Origin of the sequence: Pantoea ananatis LMG 2665 (assembly GCF_000710035.2) — a bacterium.
Lineage (GTDB): Bacteria > Pseudomonadota > Gammaproteobacteria > Enterobacterales > Enterobacteriaceae > Pantoea > Pantoea ananatis.
In genome coordinates this window covers 40,863-63,295 of sequence record NZ_JMJJ01000005.1, presented here as the reverse complement: position 1 = coordinate 63,295, position 22,433 = coordinate 40,863, and the positions used below count along the sequence as shown (strand labels likewise).

Annotated in this window: 24 protein-coding genes, 1 pseudogene and 1 other annotated feature; of the genes and pseudogenes, 10 read left to right on the top strand and 15 right to left on the bottom strand. The window is 53.7% G+C overall.

What is annotated here, in order from left to right:
- The first annotated feature begins 75 nt into the window (after positions 1 to 75).
- The 5 genes from oppA (at position 76) to oppF (ending at position 5,670) form a co-directional block, all read left to right on the top strand.
- Positions 76 to 1,716, top strand: coding sequence for an oligopeptide ABC transporter substrate-binding protein OppA (oppA, locus tag EL29_RS08225; RefSeq protein WP_014593821.1), 1,641 nt, complete (start codon positions 76 to 78; stop codon positions 1,714 to 1,716).
- Positions 1,717 to 1,803: 87 nt separating this feature from the next.
- Positions 1,804 to 2,724 carry an oligopeptide ABC transporter permease OppB gene (gene oppB, locus EL29_RS08220; RefSeq protein WP_013025963.1) on the top strand — a complete coding sequence of 307 codons (921 nt, stop codon included), beginning with the start codon at positions 1,804 to 1,806 and terminating at the stop codon, positions 2,722 to 2,724.
- A 14-nt stretch (positions 2,725 to 2,738) separates the two neighbouring features.
- Entirely contained in the window at positions 2,739 to 3,647 is a 909-nt protein-coding gene (oppC, locus tag EL29_RS08215) for an oligopeptide ABC transporter permease OppC (protein ID WP_013025962.1), read from the top strand.
- A gap of 11 nt (positions 3,648 to 3,658) precedes the next feature.
- Complete coding sequence (locus EL29_RS08210; RefSeq protein WP_013025961.1) at positions 3,659 to 4,672, top strand: ABC transporter ATP-binding protein; 1,014 nt, start codon at positions 3,659 to 3,661, stop codon at positions 4,670 to 4,672.
- A complete protein-coding gene (gene oppF / locus EL29_RS08205; RefSeq protein ID WP_013025960.1) occupies positions 4,669 to 5,670 on the top strand; it encodes a murein tripeptide/oligopeptide ABC transporter ATP binding protein OppF in 1,002 nt (333 codons plus the stop codon). Before EL29_RS08210 ends, oppF begins: the two co-directional genes overlap by 4 nt.
- A gap of 46 nt (positions 5,671 to 5,716) precedes the next feature.
- Here oppF and EL29_RS08200 read toward each other — a convergent pair whose 3' ends face one another.
- Complete coding sequence (locus EL29_RS08200; RefSeq protein WP_196492568.1) at positions 5,717 to 6,046, bottom strand: HI1450 family dsDNA-mimic protein; 330 nt, start codon at positions 6,044 to 6,046, stop codon at positions 5,717 to 5,719.
- Positions 6,047 to 6,084: 38 nt separating this feature from the next.
- Positions 6,085 to 7,545, bottom strand: a complete 1,461-nt coding sequence (cls, locus tag EL29_RS08195; protein ID WP_013025958.1) for a cardiolipin synthase — start codon at positions 7,543 to 7,545, stop codon at positions 6,085 to 6,087.
- A 162-nt stretch (positions 7,546 to 7,707) separates the two neighbouring features.
- Here cls and EL29_RS08190 point away from each other — a divergent pair, with 162 nt between their 5' ends.
- Entirely contained in the window at positions 7,708 to 7,881 is a 174-nt protein-coding gene (locus tag EL29_RS08190; protein ID WP_006119368.1) for a YciY family protein, read from the top strand.
- 29 nt (positions 7,882 to 7,910) lie between these two features.
- On the opposite strand, the gene EL29_RS08185 is transcribed toward EL29_RS08190, so the two are convergent.
- Positions 7,911 to 8,084: a hypothetical protein gene (locus EL29_RS08185; RefSeq protein WP_013025956.1), complete on the bottom strand. Its 174-nt coding sequence runs from the start codon at positions 8,082 to 8,084 to the stop codon at positions 7,911 to 7,913.
- A 69-nt stretch (positions 8,085 to 8,153) separates the two neighbouring features.
- Entirely contained in the window at positions 8,154 to 8,450 is a 297-nt protein-coding gene (locus EL29_RS08180) for a YciI family protein (protein WP_014605725.1), read from the bottom strand.
- A 197-nt stretch (positions 8,451 to 8,647) separates the two neighbouring features.
- Here EL29_RS08180 and tonB point away from each other — a divergent pair, with 197 nt between their 5' ends.
- A complete protein-coding gene (gene tonB, locus EL29_RS08175) occupies positions 8,648 to 9,400 on the top strand; it encodes a TonB system transport protein TonB (RefSeq protein ID WP_028715224.1) in 753 nt (250 codons plus the stop codon).
- Between the two features lie 115 nt (positions 9,401 to 9,515).
- Here the strand turns inward: tonB and yciA are convergent, their stop codons facing one another.
- From yciA to EL29_RS08155, 4 genes are read right to left on the bottom strand one after another with little or no spacing between them, the layout of a single operon-like run.
- Positions 9,516 to 9,938 carry an acyl-CoA thioester hydrolase YciA gene (yciA, locus tag EL29_RS08170; protein ID WP_013025953.1) on the bottom strand — a complete coding sequence of 141 codons (423 nt, stop codon included), beginning with the start codon at positions 9,936 to 9,938 and terminating at the stop codon, positions 9,516 to 9,518.
- 55 nt (positions 9,939 to 9,993) lie between these two features.
- Complete coding sequence (locus EL29_RS08165) at positions 9,994 to 10,533, bottom strand: septation protein A (RefSeq protein WP_014605727.1); 540 nt, start codon at positions 10,531 to 10,533, stop codon at positions 9,994 to 9,996.
- Positions 10,534 to 10,589: 56 nt separating this feature from the next.
- The gene (locus tag EL29_RS08160) at positions 10,590 to 11,324 is read right to left on the bottom strand and encodes a YciC family protein (RefSeq protein WP_013025951.1); all 735 of its coding nucleotides are present in this window, start codon (positions 11,322 to 11,324) and stop codon (positions 10,590 to 10,592) included.
- A gap of 27 nt (positions 11,325 to 11,351) precedes the next feature.
- Positions 11,352 to 11,768, bottom strand: coding sequence for a YkgJ family cysteine cluster protein (locus EL29_RS08155; RefSeq protein ID WP_024471791.1), 417 nt, complete (start codon positions 11,766 to 11,768; stop codon positions 11,352 to 11,354).
- 251 nt (positions 11,769 to 12,019) lie between these two features.
- Between EL29_RS08155 and ompW the strand changes: the two genes are divergently transcribed.
- Positions 12,020 to 12,652: an outer membrane protein OmpW gene (gene ompW / locus EL29_RS08150; RefSeq protein WP_015700211.1), complete on the top strand. Its 633-nt coding sequence runs from the start codon at positions 12,020 to 12,022 to the stop codon at positions 12,650 to 12,652.
- A 47-nt stretch (positions 12,653 to 12,699) separates the two neighbouring features.
- On the opposite strand, the gene EL29_RS08145 is transcribed toward ompW, so the two are convergent.
- From EL29_RS08145 to EL29_RS08115, 6 genes and pseudogenes are all read right to left on the bottom strand, one after another.
- On the bottom strand, positions 12,700 to 13,014 hold the full coding sequence (locus EL29_RS08145) for a BON domain-containing protein (protein ID WP_014605729.1): 315 nt from the start codon (positions 13,012 to 13,014) through the stop codon (positions 12,700 to 12,702).
- Between the two features lie 144 nt (positions 13,015 to 13,158).
- Positions 13,159 to 13,962 carry a tryptophan synthase subunit alpha gene (gene trpA, locus EL29_RS08140; RefSeq protein WP_028715223.1) on the bottom strand — a complete coding sequence of 268 codons (804 nt, stop codon included), beginning with the start codon at positions 13,960 to 13,962 and terminating at the stop codon, positions 13,159 to 13,161.
- A complete protein-coding gene (trpB, locus tag EL29_RS08135) occupies positions 13,962 to 15,152 on the bottom strand; it encodes a tryptophan synthase subunit beta (RefSeq protein ID WP_013025946.1) in 1,191 nt (396 codons plus the stop codon). The genes trpA and trpB overlap by 1 nt, the downstream gene beginning before the upstream one ends.
- Positions 15,153 to 15,199: 47 nt before the next feature.
- Positions 15,200 to 16,561: a bifunctional indole-3-glycerol-phosphate synthase TrpC/phosphoribosylanthranilate isomerase TrpF gene (trpCF, locus tag EL29_RS08130; RefSeq protein ID WP_028715222.1), complete on the bottom strand. Its 1,362-nt coding sequence runs from the start codon at positions 16,559 to 16,561 to the stop codon at positions 15,200 to 15,202.
- A gap of 2 nt (positions 16,562 to 16,563) precedes the next feature.
- Positions 16,564 to 18,157 (bottom strand): annotated as a pseudogene (gene trpD / locus EL29_RS23070) (bifunctional anthranilate synthase glutamate amidotransferase component TrpG/anthranilate phosphoribosyltransferase TrpD).
- Entirely contained in the window at positions 18,157 to 19,719 is a 1,563-nt protein-coding gene (locus EL29_RS08115; RefSeq protein ID WP_028715221.1) for an anthranilate synthase component 1, read from the bottom strand. Before EL29_RS08115 ends, trpD begins: the two are co-directional and overlap by 1 nt.
- Positions 19,720 to 19,742: 23 nt before the next feature.
- Positions 19,743 to 19,847: a sequence feature (Trp leader region), on the bottom strand.
- Between the two features lie 154 nt (positions 19,848 to 20,001).
- On the opposite strand from EL29_RS08115, the gene rnm reads away from it, so the two are divergent.
- A complete protein-coding gene (rnm, locus tag EL29_RS08110) occupies positions 20,002 to 20,889 on the top strand; it encodes an RNase RNM (protein WP_028715220.1) in 888 nt (295 codons plus the stop codon).
- A 9-nt stretch (positions 20,890 to 20,898) separates the two neighbouring features.
- A complete protein-coding gene (locus EL29_RS08105) occupies positions 20,899 to 21,519 on the top strand; it encodes an L-threonylcarbamoyladenylate synthase (protein WP_028715219.1) in 621 nt (206 codons plus the stop codon).
- A gap of 5 nt (positions 21,520 to 21,524) precedes the next feature.
- On the opposite strand, the gene EL29_RS08100 is transcribed toward EL29_RS08105, so the two are convergent.
- The gene (locus EL29_RS08100; RefSeq protein WP_013025940.1) at positions 21,525 to 22,166 is read right to left on the bottom strand and encodes a hypothetical protein; all 642 of its coding nucleotides are present in this window, start codon (positions 22,164 to 22,166) and stop codon (positions 21,525 to 21,527) included.
- Between the last annotated feature and the right edge of the window lie 267 nt (positions 22,167 to 22,433).

Sequence of the window (22,433 nt, the reverse complement as noted above, 5' to 3'; positions counted from 1 at the left end):
AACACCGGGGACCCGAATACGGGGAACGCTGAGGTCGCAAACACCCTCAGTGAAAATAAAAAACTGGAGTTAAGAATGAACAACATCACGAAAAAAACCTTGATTGCTGCCAGCGTCTTTGCAGCGATGAGTGCGCTCGCAGCGAACAGCGTTATGGCAGCCACAGTACCTGCCGGCGTAGAACTGGCCGCGAAGCAGGAGCTGGTTAAAGGAAACGGTAGCGAGGTTCAGTCACTGGATCCGCATAAAATCGAAGGCGTTCCGGAATCTAACGTGAGTCGTGATCTGCTGGAAGGTCTGGTCATCAGCGATACGGATGGTCATCCCATTCCTGGTGTGGCTGAAAGCTGGGATAACAAAGACTTTAAAGTCTGGACTTTCCACTTGCGTAAAAATGCAAAATGGTCAAATGGTGAACCTGTCACTGCTCAGGATTTCGTCTACAGCTGGGAGCGTTTGGCCGATCCGAAAACCGCATCGCCTTATGCCAGCTATCTGCAATACGGCCATCTGGCTAACGTTGATGATATTATCGCTGGCAAGAAGCCGCCTACAGACCTGGGCGTAAAGGCGATTGACGATCATACACTGCAAGTGACCTTAAGCGAGCCGGTGCCTTATTTCTATAAATTACTCATTCACCCCTCAATGTCGCCAGTTAATAAAGCTGCAATCGAAAAATTCGGTGACAAGTGGACTCAGCCAGAAAACTGGGTGGGTAACGGTGCGTTTAAGTTGGAATCACATGTCATCAACGAACGTATCACCGTTGTGCGTAACCCTGAATACTGGGATAACGCGCATACCGTGCTGAACAAAGTCACTTTCCTGCCAATCTCGTCGGAAGTCAGCGATGTAAACCGTTACTTCTCTGATAACGGCAGTGACATGACCTATAACAACCTGCCTATTGAGCTGTTTAAAAAATTGCAGCGTGACAACGGTAAAGAGCTGCATGTTGACCCGTATCTGTGTACCTACTACTACGAAATCAACAACCAGAAAGCGCCATTTAACGATCCGCGCGTTCGCGCTGCGCTTAAACTCGGCATCGATCGCGACATTATCGTAGACAAAGTCCTGGCGCAGGGCCAGAAACCGGCTTACAGCTACACGCCGCCAGCGACAGATGGAATGGAATTGGTGAAGCCTGAGTGGTTTACCTGGTCACAGGAAAAACGTAATGCCGAAGCGAAAAAGCTGCTGGCTGAAGCCGGTTATACGCCAGAAAAACCGCTGACCTTTAATCTGCTGTACAACACCTCTGACCTGCATAAGAAACTGGCCATTGCCGCGTCATCTATCTGGACGAAAAACCTGGGTGTGAAAGTGAAGCTGGAGAACCAGGAGTGGAAAACCTTCCTGGATACCCGCCACCAGGGCAACTTTGACGTTGCGCGTGCAGGCTGGTGTGCAGACTACAACGAACCGACATCGTTCCTGAATACCATGCTGTCTGACAGCAGCAACAATACCGCGCACTATAAGAGCCCAGCTTTCGACAAGCTGATGAAAGATGCGTTGGCCACTACAGATGATAAAGCGCGTTCGGCTGATTACGAGAAGGCAGAGCAGCAGCTGGATAAAGACTCTGTGATCGTGCCGCTTTACTACTACGTTAACACGCGCCTGGTGAAACCTTATGTTGGCGGTTATACCGGTAAGGATCCGCTGGATAACGTAGCAGACAGAAACCTGTACATCATCAAGCACTAATAAAACACCAAGAACAGCGGCGGCGCGTTACGCGCCGCCAGTACTTTTTTTAATGCAATGTGAAGCACCAGCCTGGTAGGTACGGCAATGTTAAAATTCATTCTGCGTCGGTTGCTTGAAGCAATTCCGACGCTTTTCGTTCTGATTACCATTTCCTTCTTTATGATGCGACTGGCGCCCGGCAGCCCTTTTACCAGCGAGCGCACCCTGTCGCCAGAGGTCATGGCAAATATCGAGGCGAAATATCACCTCAACGATCCTATCGGTAAGCAATACGTTGATTATCTGATTCAACTGGCGCATGGCGATTTCGGGCCCTCGTTCAAGTACAAAGACTATTCGGTCAATTACCTGGTCGGCCATGCCTTCCCGGTTTCAGCCAAACTCGGCCTTGCTGCCTTTATCCTGGCGGTGGTTCTGGGCGTCACGGCGGGCGTTATCGCGGCGCTGAAGCAGAACAGCCTGTGGGATTACGTTGTGATGGGGGTGGCAATGACCGGCGTGGTGATACCGAGTTTTGTGGTAGCGCCGCTATTGGTTCTGGTGTTCGCAATCACGCTTAAGTGGCTGCCGGGTGGCGGCTGGAATGGCGGTCAATGGAATTACATGCTGCTGCCGATGGTGGCGCTCTCACTGGCCTACATTGCCAGTATTGCGCGCATCACCCGCGGCTCGATGATTGAAGTTATGCACTCCAACTTTATCCGTACCGCGCGAGCGAAAGGGCTGCCGCTGCGTCGTATCGTGTTACGTCATGCACTGAAGCCTGCGCTGCTGCCGGTCATTTCCTATATGGGGCCGGCCTTTGTGGGCATCATTACCGGTTCTATGGTCATCGAGTCGATTTACGGACTGCCGGGTATTGGTCAGCTGTTCGTGAACGGTGCACTTAACCGTGACTATTCACTGGTGCTGAGCCTGACCATCCTGGTGGGGCTGTTGACCATCCTGTTTAATGCGATCGTCGATGTGCTGTATGCCGTTATCGACCCGAAAATCCGCTACTGATTCTGGAGTTCGCCATGATGTTAAGTAAGAAAAATAGCGAAGCTCTTGATGCATTCAGTGAAAAACTGGAAGTCGAAGGGCGAAGCCTGTGGCAGGATGCCCGTCGTCGTTTCATTCATAACCGCGCCGCATTAATCAGCTTGATGGTGCTGATGCTTATCACGCTGTTTGTGATTTTCGCGCCTATGCTGTCGCAATTCTCCTATTTCGATACCGACTGGGGAATGATGTCATCACCGCCCGATACCACCTCGGGACACTGGTTTGGCACCGACTCCTCGGGGCGCGATTTGCTGGTGCGCGTAGCCATTGGCGGGCGCATTTCACTGATGGTCGGGATTGCTGCCGCGCTGATCGCCGTGATCGTGGGGACCTTGTACGGTTCAATCGCGGGTTATCTGGGCGGGAAAACCGATTCCGTGATGATGCGTATTCTGGAAATCCTTAACTCCTTCCCGTTTATGTTCTTCGTTATCCTGCTGGTGACCTTCTTTGGCCGCAATATTCTGCTGATCTTTGCCGCTATCGGCATGGTGTCCTGGCTGGACATGGCGCGTATCGTGCGCGGGCAGACATTAAGCCTGAAGCGCAAAGAGTTTATCGAAGCTGCACACGTTGGCGGTGTTTCCACCTGGAAAATTGTGACGCGCCATATCGTCCCCAACGTTCTGGGCGTCGTGGTGGTTTACGCTTCGCTGCTGGTGCCCAGTATGATTCTGTTTGAATCTTTCCTGAGCTTTCTGGGGCTGGGAACGCAGGAGCCACTGAGTAGCTGGGGCGCACTGCTCAGCGATGGTGCGAACTCCATGGAAGTCTCGCCGTGGCTGTTACTGTTTCCGGCGACGTTCCTGGTCGTCACCTTGTTTTGTTTCAACTTTATTGGCGATGGCCTGCGTGATGCCCTCGACCCCAAAGATCGTTAAGGAGTTTCCCGATGACTATTCATGAATTTCAGCCTGCTCAGGCTGCGCGCGCGGGAAGCGAACTGCTGCTTGAAGTGAAAGATTTACGCGTAACCTTTGGCACGCACGACGGTGACGTCACCGCCGTTAACGATCTCAACTTTTCACTGCGGGCAGGTGAAACCTTAGGGATTGTGGGCGAGTCGGGTTCGGGTAAATCCCAGACCGCCTTTGCGTTAATGGGGCTGCTGGCCAGCAACGGGCGCATCGGTGGTTCGGCGTTATTCAACGGTAAAGAGATCCTGAATCTGCCCGAGAAACAGCTGAACCGACTGCGTGCCGAGCAAATCGCCATGATCTTCCAGGATCCCATGACGTCACTGAACCCCTATATGCGGGTCGGCGAGCAACTGATGGAAGTGCTGAAGCTGCATAAAGGGATGAGCAATGCACAGGCATTTGAAGAGTCAGTAAGAATGCTGGATGCGGTTAAAATGCCGGAAGCGCGTAAACGTATGAAAATGTATCCCCACGAGTTTTCGGGTGGGATGCGTCAACGTGTGATGATTGCGATGGCCCTGATGTGTCGGCCTAAGCTGCTGATTGCCGATGAGCCGACAACCGCACTGGACGTCACGGTTCAGGCGCAGATCATGACCTTGCTGAATGAGCTTAAGCGCGAGTTTAACACCGCGATCATTATGATCACCCACGATTTGGGTGTGGTTGCGGGCATTTGCGATAAAGTTCTGGTGATGTATGCCGGACGCACCATGGAGTATGGCCGCGCCCGTGATGTGTTTTATCAGCCCGCACATCCCTATTCTATTGGTTTACTGAACGCTGTACCCAGACTGGATGCGGAAGGGGAAAGTCTGACGACGATACCGGGTAATCCGCCTAACCTGCTGCGTTTGCCGCAGGGTTGTCCTTTCCAGCCGCGCTGCCCTCACGCCATGGATATCTGCTCCAACGCACCGCCGCTGTTACCTTTTGCAGAAGGGCGTTTGCGCGCCTGCTTTAAGCCGGTGGAGGAACTCGTATGAGCAGCCTGGCAGAAAAGAAAGTGTTACTCGAAATCGCCGATCTGAAAGTCCATTTTGATATCAGGGATGGCAAGCAGTGGTTCTGGCAGCCGCCAAAATCTCTCAAGGCGGTGGACGGTGTCAGCCTGCGCCTGTATGAAGGTGAAACCCTGGGCGTCGTCGGGGAATCCGGCTGCGGCAAGTCTACGCTGGCGCGGGCCATTATTGGCCTGGTAAAAGCCACCGAGGGCCGCGTTTCATGGCTCGGGCGTAACCTGCTGGGGCAGAGTGAAGAAGAGTGGCGTAAGGCGCGAAGCGATATCCAGATGATTTTCCAGGATCCGCTGGCCTCGCTGAATCCGCGTATGACAATCGGCGACATCATTGCAGAGCCGTTACGCACTTATCATCCGGAGCTGTCGCGTCAGGATGTCAAAGATCGCGTCAAGACCATGATGATGAAGGTAGGGCTCCTGCCTAACCTGATCAACCGCTATCCACACGAGTTCTCGGGTGGACAGTGCCAGCGTATCGGTATTGCGCGCGCATTGATACTTGAGCCTAAGCTGATTATCTGCGACGAGCCGGTGTCGGCCCTGGACGTGTCCATTCAGGCTCAGGTCGTGAACTTGCTGCAGCAACTGCAACGTGAAATGGGCCTGTCGCTGATTTTTATCGCCCATGACCTCGCGGTGGTTAAACACATTTCCGACCGCGTGCTGGTGATGTATCTGGGGCACGCCGTGGAGCTGGGCACCTACGACGAGGTGTATACCAATCCGCAGCATCCCTATACCAAAGCGCTGATGTCGGCGGTGCCGATTCCCGATCCGGACCTGGAGAAGAATAAGCAAATCCAGCTCCTGGAAGGGGAATTACCCTCACCGATTAATCCGCCCTCCGGCTGTGTGTTCCGGACGCGCTGTCCGATTGCCGGCCCTGAGTGTGCGAAAACCCGACCGCTGCTTGAAGGCAGTTTCCGCCATGCGGTGTCCTGCCTGAAGGTGGATCCGCTGTAAAACAAAAAGCCGGGCAATCGCCCGGCTTTATATTCATGGTGTTACGCTATTCACGCCACAAAATATGGCACAGCTTGTGATCTTTTTCGCGACACAACAGCACGCGCGCAAAAACATCAGTAATAGGTTCGCCATCCGCTTCGCCCAGACCGATCACCACTTCTGAGAAAAAATCTGGATTCAAATCGAAATCCACATGATCCTGCCAGTCATCGGAAGGGTCAAACAGCTCTGCGCCACCACGCTCTTCAAACTGCAGGTTGAAAAGAATGATATCGGCCGGATCAAGATTATCGCCAGCCAGTTCAAGAAAAATGTCATAGGCCTGTTCCAGCGTTTCGTCTTCTGTCAGGCGGTTATTCAGATCCATGCTCAGTCCCGTTTATCTAAGGGCAGTTCGTAATTTCGCTCGTTTTACAGTAAAGGGCTGAAGAAGTAAAACAGTCGTTCGACAATCCGCTGCCACCAGGCACGTTTTGCCCAGCGTTTGGGATCGAGCAGACGCGAACGGGCAATATAGTCATCCTGCACGCAGGCCAAATCGCTGCCGAATCCGGCATCATCGACAGCCAGGGTAATTTCGAAATTCAGCCACAGGCTACGCATGTCCAGGTTAACGGTTCCCACCAGGCTCAGTTGACCGTCCACCAGCACGCTTTTGGTATGCAGCAGGCCATCTTCAAACTGGTAGATTTTTACTCCTGCCTCAAGCAGCTCGCCAAAGAAGGAGCGGCTGGCCCAGCCGACCAGCAAAGAGTCATTGTGAAGGGGAACCACAAGACTCACGTTAACGCCCCGCATGGCCGCCGTGCAAATGGCATGAAGCAGATCGTCACTCGGCACCAGATAGGGCGTGGTCATGATAAGCTGCTCACGCGCTGAATACACCGCCGTGAGCAGGGCCTGATGAATCAAATCCTCCGGAAAACCGGGACCGGAGGCGATAACCTGCACCGTGTGCCCACTTTCCTGTTCAAACGGCATGATATTGCGGTCTGGCGGCGGCGGCAAAATACGCTTACCGGTCTCAATTTCCCAGTCACAGCTGTAGACAATTCCCATGGCGGTGGAAACCGGACCTTCCATGCGCGCCATCAGGTCAACCCACTGGCCTACGCCGGCCTCTTGTTTAAAAAAGCGCGGATCAACCAGGTTCATGCTGCCGGTGTAGGCAATATAGTTGTCGATCAGCACCATTTTACGATGTTGACGCAGGTCCATACGGCGCAAGAATACGCGCAGCAGGCTCACCTGGAGCGCCTCAACGACGTCAATGCCTGCATTGCGCATCATGCCCACCCAGGGGCTTCTGAAAAACGCCACGCTGCCCGCTGAATCCAGCATGAGGCGGCAGTGAACGCCGCGGCGTGACGCGGCCATTAACGACTCGGCGACCTCATCCGCCAGACCGCCCGGATTCCAGATATAGAACACCATCTCGACATTGTGGCGAGCCAGCTGGATATCGCGAATCAAGGCTTTCATGACGTCATCAGAGCTGGTCAGAAGCTGCAACTGATTGCCTTTTACGCCCGCAATGCCCTGGCGGTTGTTGCACAGTTGAAACAGCGATCGTGCGACGTCGCTGTAATCTGTCGCAAAAATTTCGCTGCGTTTCTTTAAATCATTTAACCAGCGAGCGGTGGAAGGCCACATGGTACGTGCGCGTTCAGCGCGGCGCTTACCCAAATGTAATTCGCCAAAGGACAAGTACGCGATGATGCCAACCAGCGGCAGAATAAAGATAATCAGCAGCCATGCCATCGCTGAGGTAACGGCCCGTCGCTTCATCAGGATGCGCAGCGTGATCCCGGCAATCAGTAACCAGTAACCAAACAACAGCAACCAACTGATAAGCGTGTAAAACGTGGTCATTAAGTGGACATCCTGTTCGCGCTTGAGTCAGAGAAGTTTACGTGGAGATGAGGGGGAGCGAAACCCTTAATAATAGCGGCGTTTCGATGAGAGATCCGATTTGGCATTCGCTCAGAGATCTTTATAATGCGTGCGCGTGAGTTTGATGCCAGAGAGGAAGTGATGAGACGAAGCAGAAACGAAGTGGCCCGCTGGAGAATGTTACGTCAGGTACAGCGCAGACGTTCACGCTGGCTCGAGGGGCAGTCACGTCGCTATAAACGGATTCACGGAATTCGTCATCAACTGGCGCAGCAGCAGCGTCGTTCGATTCTGTTTATCACACAAAATCTGTAATCGATCAGCCGCCCGGCGCGGCTGAGACATTAATGCCCGGTCATCAATAACTTGACGTTCACCAGCTGTACCGCAGCGGCCAGGACGATCAGCATGACGATCAGGTGCTTTTTATTCCGCCAGCCGTGTTTTCGCCACAGATAAAGCGCCGCACCTACTAACAGCATAATCACCAGCAACAGGGTGATAATAATCGATTGCATAAAATATCATCTCGAAAAAAAAGCTTCTGAGCGGCTGCCCGGAAGCTCTTTTTTGGCTGCGGAGTTAAATCAGAAGACGCGCTTAAACGGCTTAACGCTAACCTGCTTGTAAACACCGGCGGCGATGTAGGGATCGTCTGCAGCCCAGGCCTGCGCCGTTTCCAGCGACGGGAATTCGGCGACGACGGTGGAACCGGTAAAGCCCGCAACGCCCGGATCGTTACTGTCGACCGCAGGCATAGGACCGGCGACGATTAACCGACCTTCTTCATGTAACAGCTTCAGACGTGCCAGGTGAGCGGGGCGCACGGCGTTGCGTTTTTCCAGAGAATCGGCGTTATCTTCAGCATAAATGACGTAAAGCAATTGGGCGCTCCCATTAACTCTTAAATTTGGCAACACGGTAAGGGATAGTTAAGTAGAGTGCAAACGAAACCTTGCGTCAATGGCCTCTGCAGCATATTGGGCTAAACAGGCTTTTTTAGCCGCAAAACAAGGAGGTTATTGAAACTGATTGCTATTTGCATTTAAAATCGTGACTTGATTTCACTACTGCGATTGCTATGACCACGCTGACTATGCCCTTACCGAAACGCACGCCTGTCGCCATGATCTTGTCTGTTGCACTGCACGGTGCAGTCATTGCGGGTGTTCTTTATGCGTCTTTTCATCAGACCATTGAGTTACCTAAAGCATCACAGCCGATTAGCGTGACGATGGTTGCACCGGCCGTTCAGCCAGAACCTGCAATCGCCCAACCCGCGCCGCAACCGACGCCTCAGCCAGAACCGGAACCCTTACCGGAGCCTCAACCTGCGCCAGAGCCGCCAAAAGCCGAACCGGTGCCGATCCCCAAACCTGAACCTAAGCCTAAGCCAAAGCCCCGTCACGAGCCTAAGCGTGAACAACCCAAGCGCGAGGTGAAACCGCGTCAGGACGTGAAACCGCAGGCAAATCCGTTCAGCCATGATACGGCCGCCACCCAAAGCAAGCCTGCGACCGCGCCAAAAAGTACGCCGTCGGCAGCACCCACGCAAAGTGTTTCCTCCGGGCCCAAAGCGCTTAATATCAGCAAGCCGTCTTATCCGCCACGGGCGGCGGCCTTGCGCGTTGAAGGACGCGTCAGGGTAAAATTTGACGTAGACAGCGACGGCCGGGTCGATAATATCGAAATCCTTTCTGCCGAACCGCGCAATATGTTCGAACGTACCGTTAAGCAGGCCATGCGAACGTGGCGTTATCAGAGTGGAAAACCGGGCAGCGGCCTGACGATGAATATCGTATTCAAAATTAACGGCGGGGCCAGCATCGAATAGCCGGAGAAAGGCTGTCTGAAGGGCGCTTGTGGCGCCGTGAGCGATCGCAACCTGCGCTTCGCTCACGGCAACAGGGAATTATCTGCAGGGCAGATTCAGCACCGAAAACCTGTTATCAGGCAGGGTAGGACTGGTTATCCCGTCCTGCTGGCAGTTGGCGAGGATGCCCCTCGTTGTCCACCGCGACGTAAATAAACACGGCTTCGGTAGCACAATATGTCTGCCCGATAGGTTCAGATGACACCTTCTTGATCCATACCTGAACGTTAATCGTCATCGAGCTGTTGCCGGTGCGGATACAATGCGCATAGCAACTGACGACATCGCCCACTGCGACGGGTTTTAAGAAGGTCATACCATCAACGCGTACGGTGACGACGCGGCCTTCAGCAATCTCTTTAGCCTGGATCGCGCCACCCATATCCATTTGTGACATTAACCAGCCACCGAAGATATCGCCGTTAGCATTTGTATCCGCTGGCATCGCCAGGGTGCGCATCACCATTTCGCCCTTGGGCAATTTATGTTTATCGTCCATTGCTCTGGTTTCTTAAGTCTGAGAGAGACGTTGCCCGCCTGAGCGGACAACAGGTTTATTTTTGTTCTTGTTGCGGCATCTTACGCCAGATATAGACGCCGCTCAGCAGCGTAAACAGCAGCGTAAGGCCGGTCAGTCCAAACACTTTGAAGTTAACCCAGACTGACTGAGGTAACCAAAACGCAACATATATGTTTGCCAGGCCACAAATCAAGAAAAACAGCGCCCAGGCGATGTTGAGATTTCGCCAGACGTGGTCAGGCAGTTCCAGCTCTTTACCCAGCATGGTCTGTATTAACGGCTGTTTCATGAACCACTGGCTGAACAGTAACGCCAGGGCAAACAGGGTATAGATGACGGTGACTTTCCACTTAATAAATTCATCATTATGGAAAACCAGCGTCAGCGTGCCGAAGACCGCCACCAGAACGAAGGTGAAAATCGTCATTTTCTCAAGCTTGCGATACAGCACCCAGCTCGCGACCAGCGCCAGTCCGGTCGCGACAACCAGCGCGCCCGACGCCACAAAAATGTCGTACAACTTATAAAAAATAAAGAAAACAACAAGGGGGAGAAAGTCGAGTAGCTGCTTCATAGTCATTCCAGTTAAGGCTGCATGGCCTGCCAGTGCGCCGGAAGGCGCACGGACAATCAACGTAACAGCATATAAAGCCGGTACAAATAAATCACCAACAGGGTCGAAACCAGGTTACCAATGGCGGTGAAAATCACCGTTGAAACATTCATGGGCAACAGGGTTAATGAGGTAAAGAAAAACATCACGGCGAGCTTAGCCAGTAACCATACGATAATGGCAGGGGCAATCAGCTTCACGTTTTTCCATGCCATTCGCATGCTGGCGCGCATTGCGGCGATAACGCCGAGTTTTTCACTCGCCAGAATGATTGGCGACAGCGACAGCACAATGGTCAGCAATACGCCCGGAACCACCAGTACCATAAAGCCCAGCTGCGCCACCAGGGTAACGAGAAACGTCAGCAGTAGTAGCTTTGGCAGCAAGGGTGCAGAGGCGCCAATCGCTCGCAGCGCACTTACGCGTTGGCCTGACGAAACCAACGGAATCAGGCACAGCATACCGCCCAACAGCAGCGTATTCCCCACCAGCCCCGCAAACGTTCCCGCTGCAGAAGCGCGCAGCAGCACCTGTTGCTGTTCGGGTGACATGCTCTGCACCATATCGAACAGCGAGGTACTGCTAATTTCGCCTTGCTGCAATATCGCCATTTGATCGTCACCGGGCGTCAGAACGTGTAACAGCATGACCGTGACAAACGCGGTCAGCAGCGACATCAGCACCAGGGTGAACAATTGATGACGAAAAAAATTTCCAGTGTCACGGTATAACGAGCTTGCCGTGATAGACATGTACTCTCCTTGAAAGAACCGGGTTAATTAACCCGGCGATTGTACATGTTCTGACGGCTCGCTGGCACCCGCAACCCGATAACTTTCTGTCATATCAGGTAAAGATGGGTGAAAAAGTGCGGGAAGGCCAAAGCGCGCTCTGGCCCGGTCGCAGCCTTCGTTCCAAATCCCCTGTTCTCCAGACATCTCAAACTCACGGCAGGGCGAAGGCCGGTTTTCATAGATACTGCACGAAACACAGCCGCCAATATCGCCCTTGAGCGCGACACAGCGCGGTGTGCGATCGTTCGTCCCGCGCATATTCCGCATTAACAGACTCAGGGGCTCCGTTAATTCCGTGGGCACCAGCCCCCCGGCGTCATCGGCTTCTGCCCAGTAAAAAGAGACGCGAAAGTGGGCACAACAGGCACCACAGCTAATACAAGGGTTGAGAGTATCGCTCATTTGATCGCCCGCCACCTCTGAGGCATCGAAGCAAAACAGTCTGGGGAGATCAGCAAAGTAATGCGGCGTTACGGTTTCGGCAAGGGATATTTAGCGACCACCAGAGCACGCAAAATTGATTTGAATCAATTCATTGTTTTTTAAATCATTTTTCCGGGTTGATTTAGATGCAATTGACAATGAATCGCGCTAAATCTGTGCGGACAAAAAAATGATTCAGTGCAGGCATTCAATTTCTCACAGGAGTGAATATGAAACTGGCTAAATGCGCCATGCTGCTGGCGCTTGCATTACCGCAATTTGCGTTGGCTCACCAGGCGGGCGATTTCTTTGTCCGTGCAGGAAGTGCCACAGTCCGACCCACCGAAGGCTCAGACAATGTGCTGGGAATGGGGTCATTTAGCGCAAGCAACGACACTCAGCTGGGCTTAACCTTTACCTATATGGCCACTGATAATATCGGGGTTGAGCTTCTGGCCGCCACGCCGTTTCGTCATAAAGTCGGGCTGGGCCCAACCGGCACCCTGGCGACGGTACGTCAGCTGCCGCCCACGCTGATGGCACAGTACTACTTTTTTGACAGCCAGAGTCAGGTGCGTCCCTATGTGGGCATCGGCGTTAACTACACCACCTTCTATGATGCCGATTTTAACCAGACCGGACGGGATGCGGGCTTGAGCGATCTCAGCCTGAAGGATTCGTGGGGCGTTGCCGGGCAGGTGGGGCTGGATTACCAGATCAACCGCGACTGGATGCTGAACGCTTCCCTGTGGTACATGGATATTGATACGCAGGTGAAATTCAAAGCGGGCGATCAGCAGCAGAATATCCATATGCGCGTGGATCCTTGGGTGTTCTTCTTTGGCGCAGGTTACCGTTTCTGATAAAAAAAAGGGCCACGTCAACGTGGCCCTAGATTTTTTAACCGACGTTATTTAATTTGCATGTTATTAACGACGGATCTTACGCCTGCCACGCTGCGGGTAACCTGTACGGCATGGTTAGCCATCTGCGGCGAGCTGACAAAACCGCTGAGCTGCACTTTACCCTTAAAGGTTTCAACGTTGATTTCAGTCGATTTCAGCGACTCATCTTTTAACAGTTCTGCTTTTACTTTCGTGGTGATGACGGTGTCATCAATGTAACCGCCGGTGCCTTCTTTAGTTGGCGTTGGCGCACAGGCGCTCAGTGTTAATGCAACAACAGCCGCGACCATGGCACTTGCCAGCACTTTAAACCATTTCATTGCTTCTCTCCCTGTCACAAATTGGATGCGACGTTACCATAACGGCGCCTGTTAATTGTGGTGCAGAAAATCCGAAATTAGCAAACCGGGAATGAAAAAAAACAGGGAAATCATGCCTTACCGGGCGGTAAGGCATGTGGGGAATTAGCGGGTGGCGGCTTTGAGGTTACCAATAAAGGTTCTCAGGGCATCCAGCATCACTTCGGGTTCTGCCTGATGTTGTGCAATGATTTTAACCACGGCCGAACCTGAGATCGCACCGGCGGAGCCCGCACCGAGAGATTCTCTAACCTGCGAGGGTTCAGAAATGCCAAAGCCCTGCAGCGGCGGCGCTGCATGATATTCCCGTAATTTTGTAATCAGGTGGTCCAGCGGCAGGCTGGCCCGCTTCTCGGTACCGGTCACCCCAGCGCGTGACAACAGATAGGTATAACCGCGGCCGTGAGAGGCAATTTCACGGAGTAGTTCATCGCTGGCGTTGGGGGGGCAAATGAAAATGGGCGCAATCCCGTGACGCATAGCGGCCTGACGGAACGGCGCGGATTCTTCCACGGGCACATCTGCCACGAGAACCGAATCAACCCCGGCCTGGGCACAGCGGGCATAAAATTCATCAATGCCGTTGCTGAACACAAGGTTGGCGTACATGAGTAAGCCAACAGGTAATTCAGGGTACTTATGACGGATGGCAGCAAGCATTTCAAAGCACTGTGCTGTGGTGGTGCCCGCAGCAAAGGCGCGCAGCGTTGCGCTTTGAATTGTCGGACCATCCGCTAGCGGATCTGAAAAGGGAATACCCAGTTCAAGCGCATCTGCACCACCTTCCACCAGCGCATCAATAATTCGTAATGACATTTCGGGTGACGGATCGCCCAGCGTAACGAAAGGCACCAGTGCACCTTCTTTCTTCTCTGCCAGACGTGAAAACAGTCGATCGTAACGTTCCATCAGATTTCTCCCTGCGCAGTCAGAATATCGTGGACGGTGAAGATATCTTTATCACCGCGACCCGAAAGGTTGACGACAATCAACTGCTCTTTCTCGGGTTCTGCCTTAATCATTCTCAGCGCGTGGGCCAGCGCGTGCGCCGACTCCAGGGCAGGAATGATACCTTCGGCGCGGCACAGCGTTTTAAAGGCAGCAAGCGCTTCATTGTCGGTTACCGAAACATAGTCAGCCCGACCAATACTGTTGAGGTGAGCGTGCTGAGGACCGACAGAAGGAAAGTCGAGTCCGGCTGAAATTGAGTATGACTCTTCAATCTGCCCTTCGTCAGTCTGCATCATCGGGGCTTTCATACCGAAGTAAATGCCGACGCGGCCGTGCTTCAGTGGCGCACCGTGTTCGCCGGTTTCAATCCCGTGTCCGGCCGGTTCAACACCAATCAGCTTCACCTTCTCTTCGTCGATAAAGTCGGCAAACATACCGATGGCGTTGGAGCCCCCGCCGACGCAGGCGATCACTGCATCCGGCAGGCGACCTTCCTTTTCCAGAATCTGCTTTTTGGTCTCTTCACCAATCATGCGCTGAAACTCACGCACAATCGTCGGGAACGGGTGCGGACCCGCCGCGGTGCCCAGCATATAGTGAGCGGTTTCATAACTGCCTGACCAGTCGCGCAGCGCTTCGTTGCAGGCATCTTTCAGCGTGGCAGAGCCGCTGTGCACCGGGATGACCTCGGCGCCCATCAGGCGCATACGAAAGACGTTCGGCGACTGCCGCTCTACGTCTTTGGCGCCCATATAGATGCGACATTTCATGCCCAGCAGCGCGCAGGCAAGGGCAGAGGCGACGCCATGCTGGCCTGCACCGGTTTCGGCAATGATTTCGTTTTTGCCCATGCGCTTAGCCAGCAGAGCCTGCCCTAACACCTGGTTGGTCTTGTGCGCGCCGCCGTGCAACAGGTCTTCGCGCTTTAAGTACAGGCGGGTTTTCGACCCTTTGGTCAGATTACTGCACAGGGTTAAGGCTGTGGGACGGCCAGCATAATTTTTCAGCAGATCGGTAAATTCAGCCTGGAATTCCGGATCTTTTTGCGCGCTGACAAAAGCTTCTTCTAGCTGTTTCAAGGCCGGCATCAAAATCTGCGGCACATACATGCCGCCGAAGTCGCCAAAATAGGGATTAAGTAAGGTCATGTTTTGCTATCCTTTTTTTTGGCCCGTCAACACACGGGCCAGGTCAATCAGTAGGCGCGAAGCGTCCGGAATACCGAGGCAATTTTGCTGGCGTCTTTAATACCCGGCTCGCTTTCCACGCCCGAATTGAAATCCAGCCCTGCACAGCCTAACTGAGCGGCTTCGACGCAGTTGTCAGCGCTCAGTCCTCCTGCCAGCAGAACATTCTTCAGGTCCTGTCCTTTTAGCAGCGACCAGTCAAATGTCTGGCCCGAGCCTCCGTTGCCGTTATCGAAGACATAGCGGTCAACATGGGGCCAGCGACGTTCGGGCAGGGCCGTCTGGATGCTGAGCGCTTTCCAGATTTGCACGTTTTCTGGCAGCGCCTGATAAAGCTCAGCCACATAGGCCGGGTCTTCATCGCCATGCAGTTGCACGGCACTCAGCTGTAACGCCTCTGTTTTGGTGACAATGTCACTTATAGCGGCATCACGGAACACGCCAACATACTTTAGCGGTGCGCCAGCCATGACCGCGCGTGCACGCTCGGTATCAACCTGACGCGGTGAACCTTCAACAAAGATCAAACCACCAAAAATGGCACCTGCCTCGCAGGCCGCGCAGGCGTCTTCAGGACGGGTCAGACCGCAGACTTTATTGCTGCCCAGGGTGACGCGGCGCACGGCGGCATGAAGATCCTCTTCTTCCATTAGCGCAGAGCCGATGAGGAAACCATTCGCAAAATGGCTTAACTCGCGGACATCCCGATAGTTGTTGATGCCCGACTCGCTGATCACGGTGACGCCAGGGCCCAGGCGCGGGGCCAGTACACGGGTCCGGTTAAGGTCGATGGAGAGATCGCGTAAGTCACGGTTGTTGATGCCGACCACTTTGGCTTCCAGCGCAATCGCGCGTTCCAGCTCCTGCTCGTTACTGACTTCAGTCAGGACGCCCATCTGCAGGCTGTGCGCAATGGCGGCCAGCTGGCGATACTGCTCGTCGTCAACCACAGAGAGCATCAGCAGGATGGCATCCGCCTGGTAGTAACGCGCCAGGTAAATTTGATACGGATCGATAATAAAATCTTTGCACAGGACCGGCTGCGTAATGGCCGCGCTGACGACGGGCAAAAAGGCGAAGTCACCCTGAAAGTATTTCTCGTCCGTTAATACGGAAACGGCAGAGGCATAGTGGCGATAAACCCCGGCTATCATCTCAGGATCAAAATCATCACGAATAAGCCCTTTGGATGGAGAGGCTTTTTTGCATTCCAGAATAAAGGCAGTGCGGGTGCCCTGCAGTGCGTCATAAAAACTACGGCTGGAAAGCGCCACTCGCTGCTGGAAACTCTCCAGAGGTTGCTGCTGCTTACGCGCCTCAACCCAAACGGCTTTGTCTTTCACGATTTTATCTAACACTGTACCCTGCATGATTATCCTCTTGCTGCCAGAGCCACCACGCGCTCATAAGCCTGACCGCTACGGATGGCATTGAGCGCACGCTGTGCATTTTCACGGAGATCTTCATTACCAAACACTTTGAGCAGCATCGCCACGTTGACGGCAACCGCCTCCTCGTGGGCCTGCTCGCCATTACCCTGGAGTAAACGTGTCAGAATGTCACGGTTTTCTTCGGGCGTGCCGCCGGCCAGCGCCTCTTTAGGATGGAAGCCAAAGCCGAAATCCTCTGGCGCCAGCTGATAGCGGGTAATCTCACCTTCACGCAGCTCCGCTACATGGGTGACATCGTGAAGGGCCACCTCATCCATGCCGCCCCCGTGTACCACTGCCGCGCGCTGGTAACCCAGAACTTTTAGCGTCTGCGCGATGGGCAACACCAGCTCGGGGCTGTAAACCCCAATCACGGCCAGCGGGGGACGTGCAGGATTAATCAGTGGCCCCAGCACGTTAAACAGCGTGCGGGTTTTCAGCTGTTGGCGCACCGGCATGGCATGACGAAAGCCCGTATGGTACTGGGGGGCAAACAGGAAGCAGACATTAAGATCGTCCAGCGCTTTGCGTGCCCGCGCCGCAGGCATATCAAGATCGATGCCGAACGCCGCCAGCAGATCGGAAGAACCTGATTTGCTGGATACGCTGCGATTTCCGTGTTTCGCCACCTTCAGGCCGCAGGTTGCTGCGACAAACGCGCTGGCGGTGGAAATGTTAATGCTGTTACTGCCATCGCCACCGGTGCCGACAATATCGGCAAAGGCATAATCCGGGCGAGGAAAGGGTTTAGCATCTTCCAGTAAGGCACAGGCCGCCCCGGCAATCTCCTCGGGGTTTTCGCCACGCACCTTCATAGCAATCAGCGCGGCGGCCAGTTGAGTAGGTTCAAGCTGACCGGTGATGATGGCGCTAAACAACTGATGACTCTCGTCTTGCGTCAGGATGTGCGACTGGTAAAGTTTTTCCAGAATCGTGTTCATACCTTGCTCCCTGTTACTTCGCCAGCGCCCAGGCCAGCGTCTGTTCAAGCAGACGTGCGCCCTGCGTGGTTAAAATGGATTCCGGATGAAACTGGAACCCGCAAACGCGATCTTTCTCGTGACGGACCGCCATTACCATGCCGTTGTAGCTGGCATTCACCGTTAACTCGTCGGGTGTATTACTGCCAACCAGTGAGTGATAACGGGCGACGGGAAGAGGATTGCTGAGCCCGGCAAACATCGCTTCACCGTCATGACTGATGGCAGAGGCTTTACCATGCAGAATTTCGCCCGCCTGGCCTACGTGGCCGCCGTAGGTTTCCACGATTGCCTGATGCCCAAGGCAGATACCAATAACCGGCAGCTTTCCGCGAACCTCGCGCAGCAACGCTGGCATACAGCCCGCATCTTTCGGTGCGCCGGGTCCGGGAGAGAGCATCAGCACCGGATTATTCATGCTGTGCAGTCGGTCGAGCAACAACGACGCCGGCATCGTATTGCGATAAACCACCACGTTATGCCCGAAGGTGCGCAGCTGATCGACGAGGTTGTAGGTAAAAGAGTCGATGTTATCCAGCAGCAGGATGTCAGCCATCAGAAAATCTCCTTGCAGTGATGAGCAGTGGCAATTGCGCGCAACACCGCGCGGGCTTTATTACGGCTTTCGTCCGCTTCGGCCTGTGGGTTCGAATCCAGTACCACACCGGCCCCGGCCTGCACCGTTGCCACGCCGTCTTCCACATAGGCTGAGCGGATCACGATGCAGGTGTCTAAATCACCGTTAGCGGTGAAATAGCCTACTGCGCCGCCGTAGATGCCGCGACGGGTGCCCTCAGCTTCGGCAATCAACTGCATCGCTCTGACCTTTGGCGCACCACTAAGGGTGCCCATGTTCATGCAGGCGCGATAGGCATGCAGCACATCAAGATCATCGCGCAGCGTGCCGACGACGCGTGAGACCAGATGCATAACAAAAGAGTAGCGGTCCACTTTGGTCAGATCGGCAACATAGCGGCTGCCGGGGCGACAGATACGGGCTAAGTCATTGCGCGCCAGATCGACCAGCATCAGGTGCTCTGCCAGCTCTTTGTGGTCCGTGCGCATTTCCAGCTCAATGCGGCTGTCGAGATCGCGATCCAGGGAGCCGTCGGCGTGACGACCACGTGGACGCGTACCGGCTATGGGGTAAATTTCAATCTGACGTGAAGTGGCATCGTACTTCAGTGAACTTTCAGGCGAGGCACCAAACAGTGAAAAGTCCTGGTCCTGCATAAAGAACATATAAGGACTTGGATTACTGCGTTTCAGCGTGTCGTAAGCCGCCAGCGCAGATGGGCAGGGCAGTGAAAAGCGGCGTGAGGGCACAACCTGGAAGATTTCGCCAACGCGAATGGCTTCCTGCATTTTTCGCACCACCTCACAATACTCATCATCACTCTGGCTGGTGGTCAGCGTCATGGTTTCGACAGGCTGAACCGGCAATACCGGCGCAGGCTGTAACATCTGCCCATGCAGTTGCTCAATACGGCGCTGCAGACGCTGAAATTCAGAGGTGGAAGCGCTGAACAGACTGGCCTGCAGGCGTGCGCTGCGCGCCTGGTGATCCAGCACCAGTAGCGTTTCCGCCAGATAGAAGCAGTAGTCGGGGCAACGTTGCTCGCTGCTGAGCTCGGGTAAATCTTCGAAGCCTGCGACCAGGTCATAGGCGAACAGCCCGCCAACAAACACGGCTTCACGCTCTTCACTGGGTGAATTCACCAACTGCGGGATCAGACGCAGGGCATCAAATACCGACAGGGCGCGCAAGCGGGAATCTTCATCCTGCTGATCCTGAGGCGCAGGAAAGGTCAGAACACGGCCGTCAGGACGCGGCTCATTCAGAATGTCAGAGGGTAACGCGTCATCCAGCAGCGGCAGCAGTGCCCGACCATTGTCAGACAGCGCCTGAAAGGTGACGCGATTGCCCAACGCGCTAATGCGCAGGGCGCTGTCGACAATCATCAGGCTTTGTAAGTTTTCTTTGCTGTCAATGTCCGCCGATTCGAGTAACAGGGTGGCCGGACGCGCACCGCATAACTGGTGAAACACCGCGGCAGGATCTTCCCGATAGGGCGCGCTGCCGGTAATTAACTTCACTGTAGGTTTTGCATTGAGCATGATGATTTCTCTGAATATCGTCCAAAAAAAAGCCCGCTCGGTGGCGGGCTCAGGTATCTGCACAGTGTTTACGCTAGGTGTGCACGACAACGTCGCCCGTACTGGGAAACATTGCGCCACCAACCCATCAAAAGCGTAATAACAGTTTTCATGATCAAATACCCGTTTGCGGTGAACTTGTGTACTAGTTAACTGGTTCGCGACAAAAATGTCAATACACTTTTTCAGTGACCGATAAAATCGTTATTATGCTGACCCGAGCAGTAGCCAGCAGGAGTTGTTTTGAGCGATATCGCCCGTTTTCCGCTTTACGATCTTCATAGTCACACACGGGCTTCAGACGGATTACTGTCGCCGCAGGCGCTGGTTGAGCGCGCGGTCGACATGCGCGTCGGGGTGCTGGCCATTACCGATCACGACACCGTTGCGGGCGTAACCGAGGCGCAGCAGACCGTACGGGATCAGCAACTGCCCATTAGCGTTTTAGCCGGTGTTGAAATTTCCACGCTGTGGGAAAACCATGAGATTCATATCGTCGGCCTCAATATTGATATTCAGCATCCGGTCATGACTCAGTTCCTTGCCGGTCAGTATGCGACGCGGCTGGAACGCGCGCATCGCATTGCTGAACGGCTTGAAAAGGCCCAGATCCCGGATGCGCTGGCAGGGGCTATGCGTTTGGCTGATGGCGGAATGATTACGCGTGGCCATTTTGCCCGCTACCTGGTTGAGGTGGGAAAGGCCAACAATATGGCCCAGGTGTTTAAAAATTATCTGGCACGAGGCAAAACCGGCTACGTCCCGCCCCTATGGTGTACAATTAATCAAGCTATTGATGCTATTCACCATTCTGGTGGATGTGCCGTGCTGGCACATCCGGGACGGTATGGATTATCGGCAAAATGGCTAAAGCGCCTGGTCGCGTTTTTTAGCGCCGCGGGGGGCGATGCTATCGAAGTGGCGCAGTGCCAGCAGGCACCTGATGAGCGTACGACGTTAGCGCAATATGCCCGAGATAACGGCCTGGCAGCATCGCAAGGTTCTGATTTTCATCAACCCTGCCCGTGGATCGAACTTGGCCGCAAATTGTGGCTGCCCGCGGGGGTTGAACCGGTGTGGGAACGTTTTCCCGCGCTGGCACCCGCAGTCGAATGTACGGAAAGGGGATAAGAGGTTTCTATGAGTCAACTGTTTCATATTCATCCAGATAATCCGCAACCGCGCCTGATTAATCAGGCGGTAGAGTACCTGAATAAAGGTAGCGTTATTGTCTACCCGACGGATTCGGGTTATGCCCTGGGGTGTCGGCTGGAAGAGAAAGGGGCGATGGAGCGAATTTGCCGGATCCGTCAGCTGGACGGCCATCACAACTTCACCCTGATGTGCCGTGATTTATCTGAGCTGTCAGTCTATTCTCAGGTCGGTAATAGCGCCTTCCGGCTGCTTAAAAATAACACGCCAGGTAATTACACCTTTATTCTCAAGGCGACCAAAGAAGTGCCGCGTCGTCTGATGAATGATAAGCGTAAAACGATTGGATTACGCGTACCTTCAAATCCGGTCGCGCTTGCGCTGCTTGAGGCGCTAAACGAGCCAATGATGTCCACCTCGTTAATTCTGCCGGGTAATGACTTTACTGAATCCGATCCGGAAGATATTCAACACAGTATTGGCAAACTGGTCGATTTGATTATTGACGGTGGCACGCTAGGACAGCAGCCCACCACCGTCATCGATCTGACCAGCGATGCACCTGAAGTCGTCCGTGAAGGTGTGGGGGATGTTACGCCTTTTCTGTAATGCACTCAGGTTTTACGGGTGGCCGGAAGGGTCGCCTGTAACCAGTTTTTAAACTGGCCGTAAGGGATATACAGTGACACGTCTTTTAAAATCACTTTTCCGCTGCGGCCATTTTTAATGGCATCTGAATAACCTACGATAACCCCGCCCAGCGTATCATCACTGTTGTAAACACCGCCGCCGGACATGCCCTGAACCACACCGGCGTTAGACGCCATCGCGATACAAGGGCTTTTATTCCAGGTATTACGAATGGCTGTGCGCGCCAAGTTTACCCCTTTCGACTCCACCGGCATGGCGGAGATATAGCTGTATCCGTACATTTTCACCGCATCACCAATATCGGTGCTGCGGAACTGGGTTAGCGTATTAGGGGGATTCTTGTGATAAATAATCGCAAGGTCGCAATAAGGGTGGTAGGACTTCACGCGCTGCACGGCAAATTTAGCCACGTGCGCGGCAGTCAGGCTGTAGTCAGGCGTCAGAGGAATGCTGGTGCCCAGCGTCCCTAAACCGAGAATGGTAGGGATGCCTGTCACACTCATATCCACGTGTTGCATTGCCGTACGGCTGTACTCAGTGTGACCCACAGAACAACCGCTTAGCGCCAGCGTCATAAGCGCCGGGCATAAAAACTGTTTTTGCATAATGATGTCTTCAGGTGAGCATGTCAGTAAAATCCCTGGTGAAGATTCAAGACATGCAAATTAAAGCTCATCGTGAGCTGTATTAACGCAATATTCCTGATGCGCCGGTTTATAAATATTCAATAACAACCAGTTAGCTGTCTTTTCATACTGCCGCGATAAAGATACCGAAGCCTGTAAGGTTCTCAGAATTAGACGGCCAGAAAGGTCGTATAAGGGTTATCGGCTAAAATTCGTATTAGCCCAATTTTTTTAATTAACTTTTGC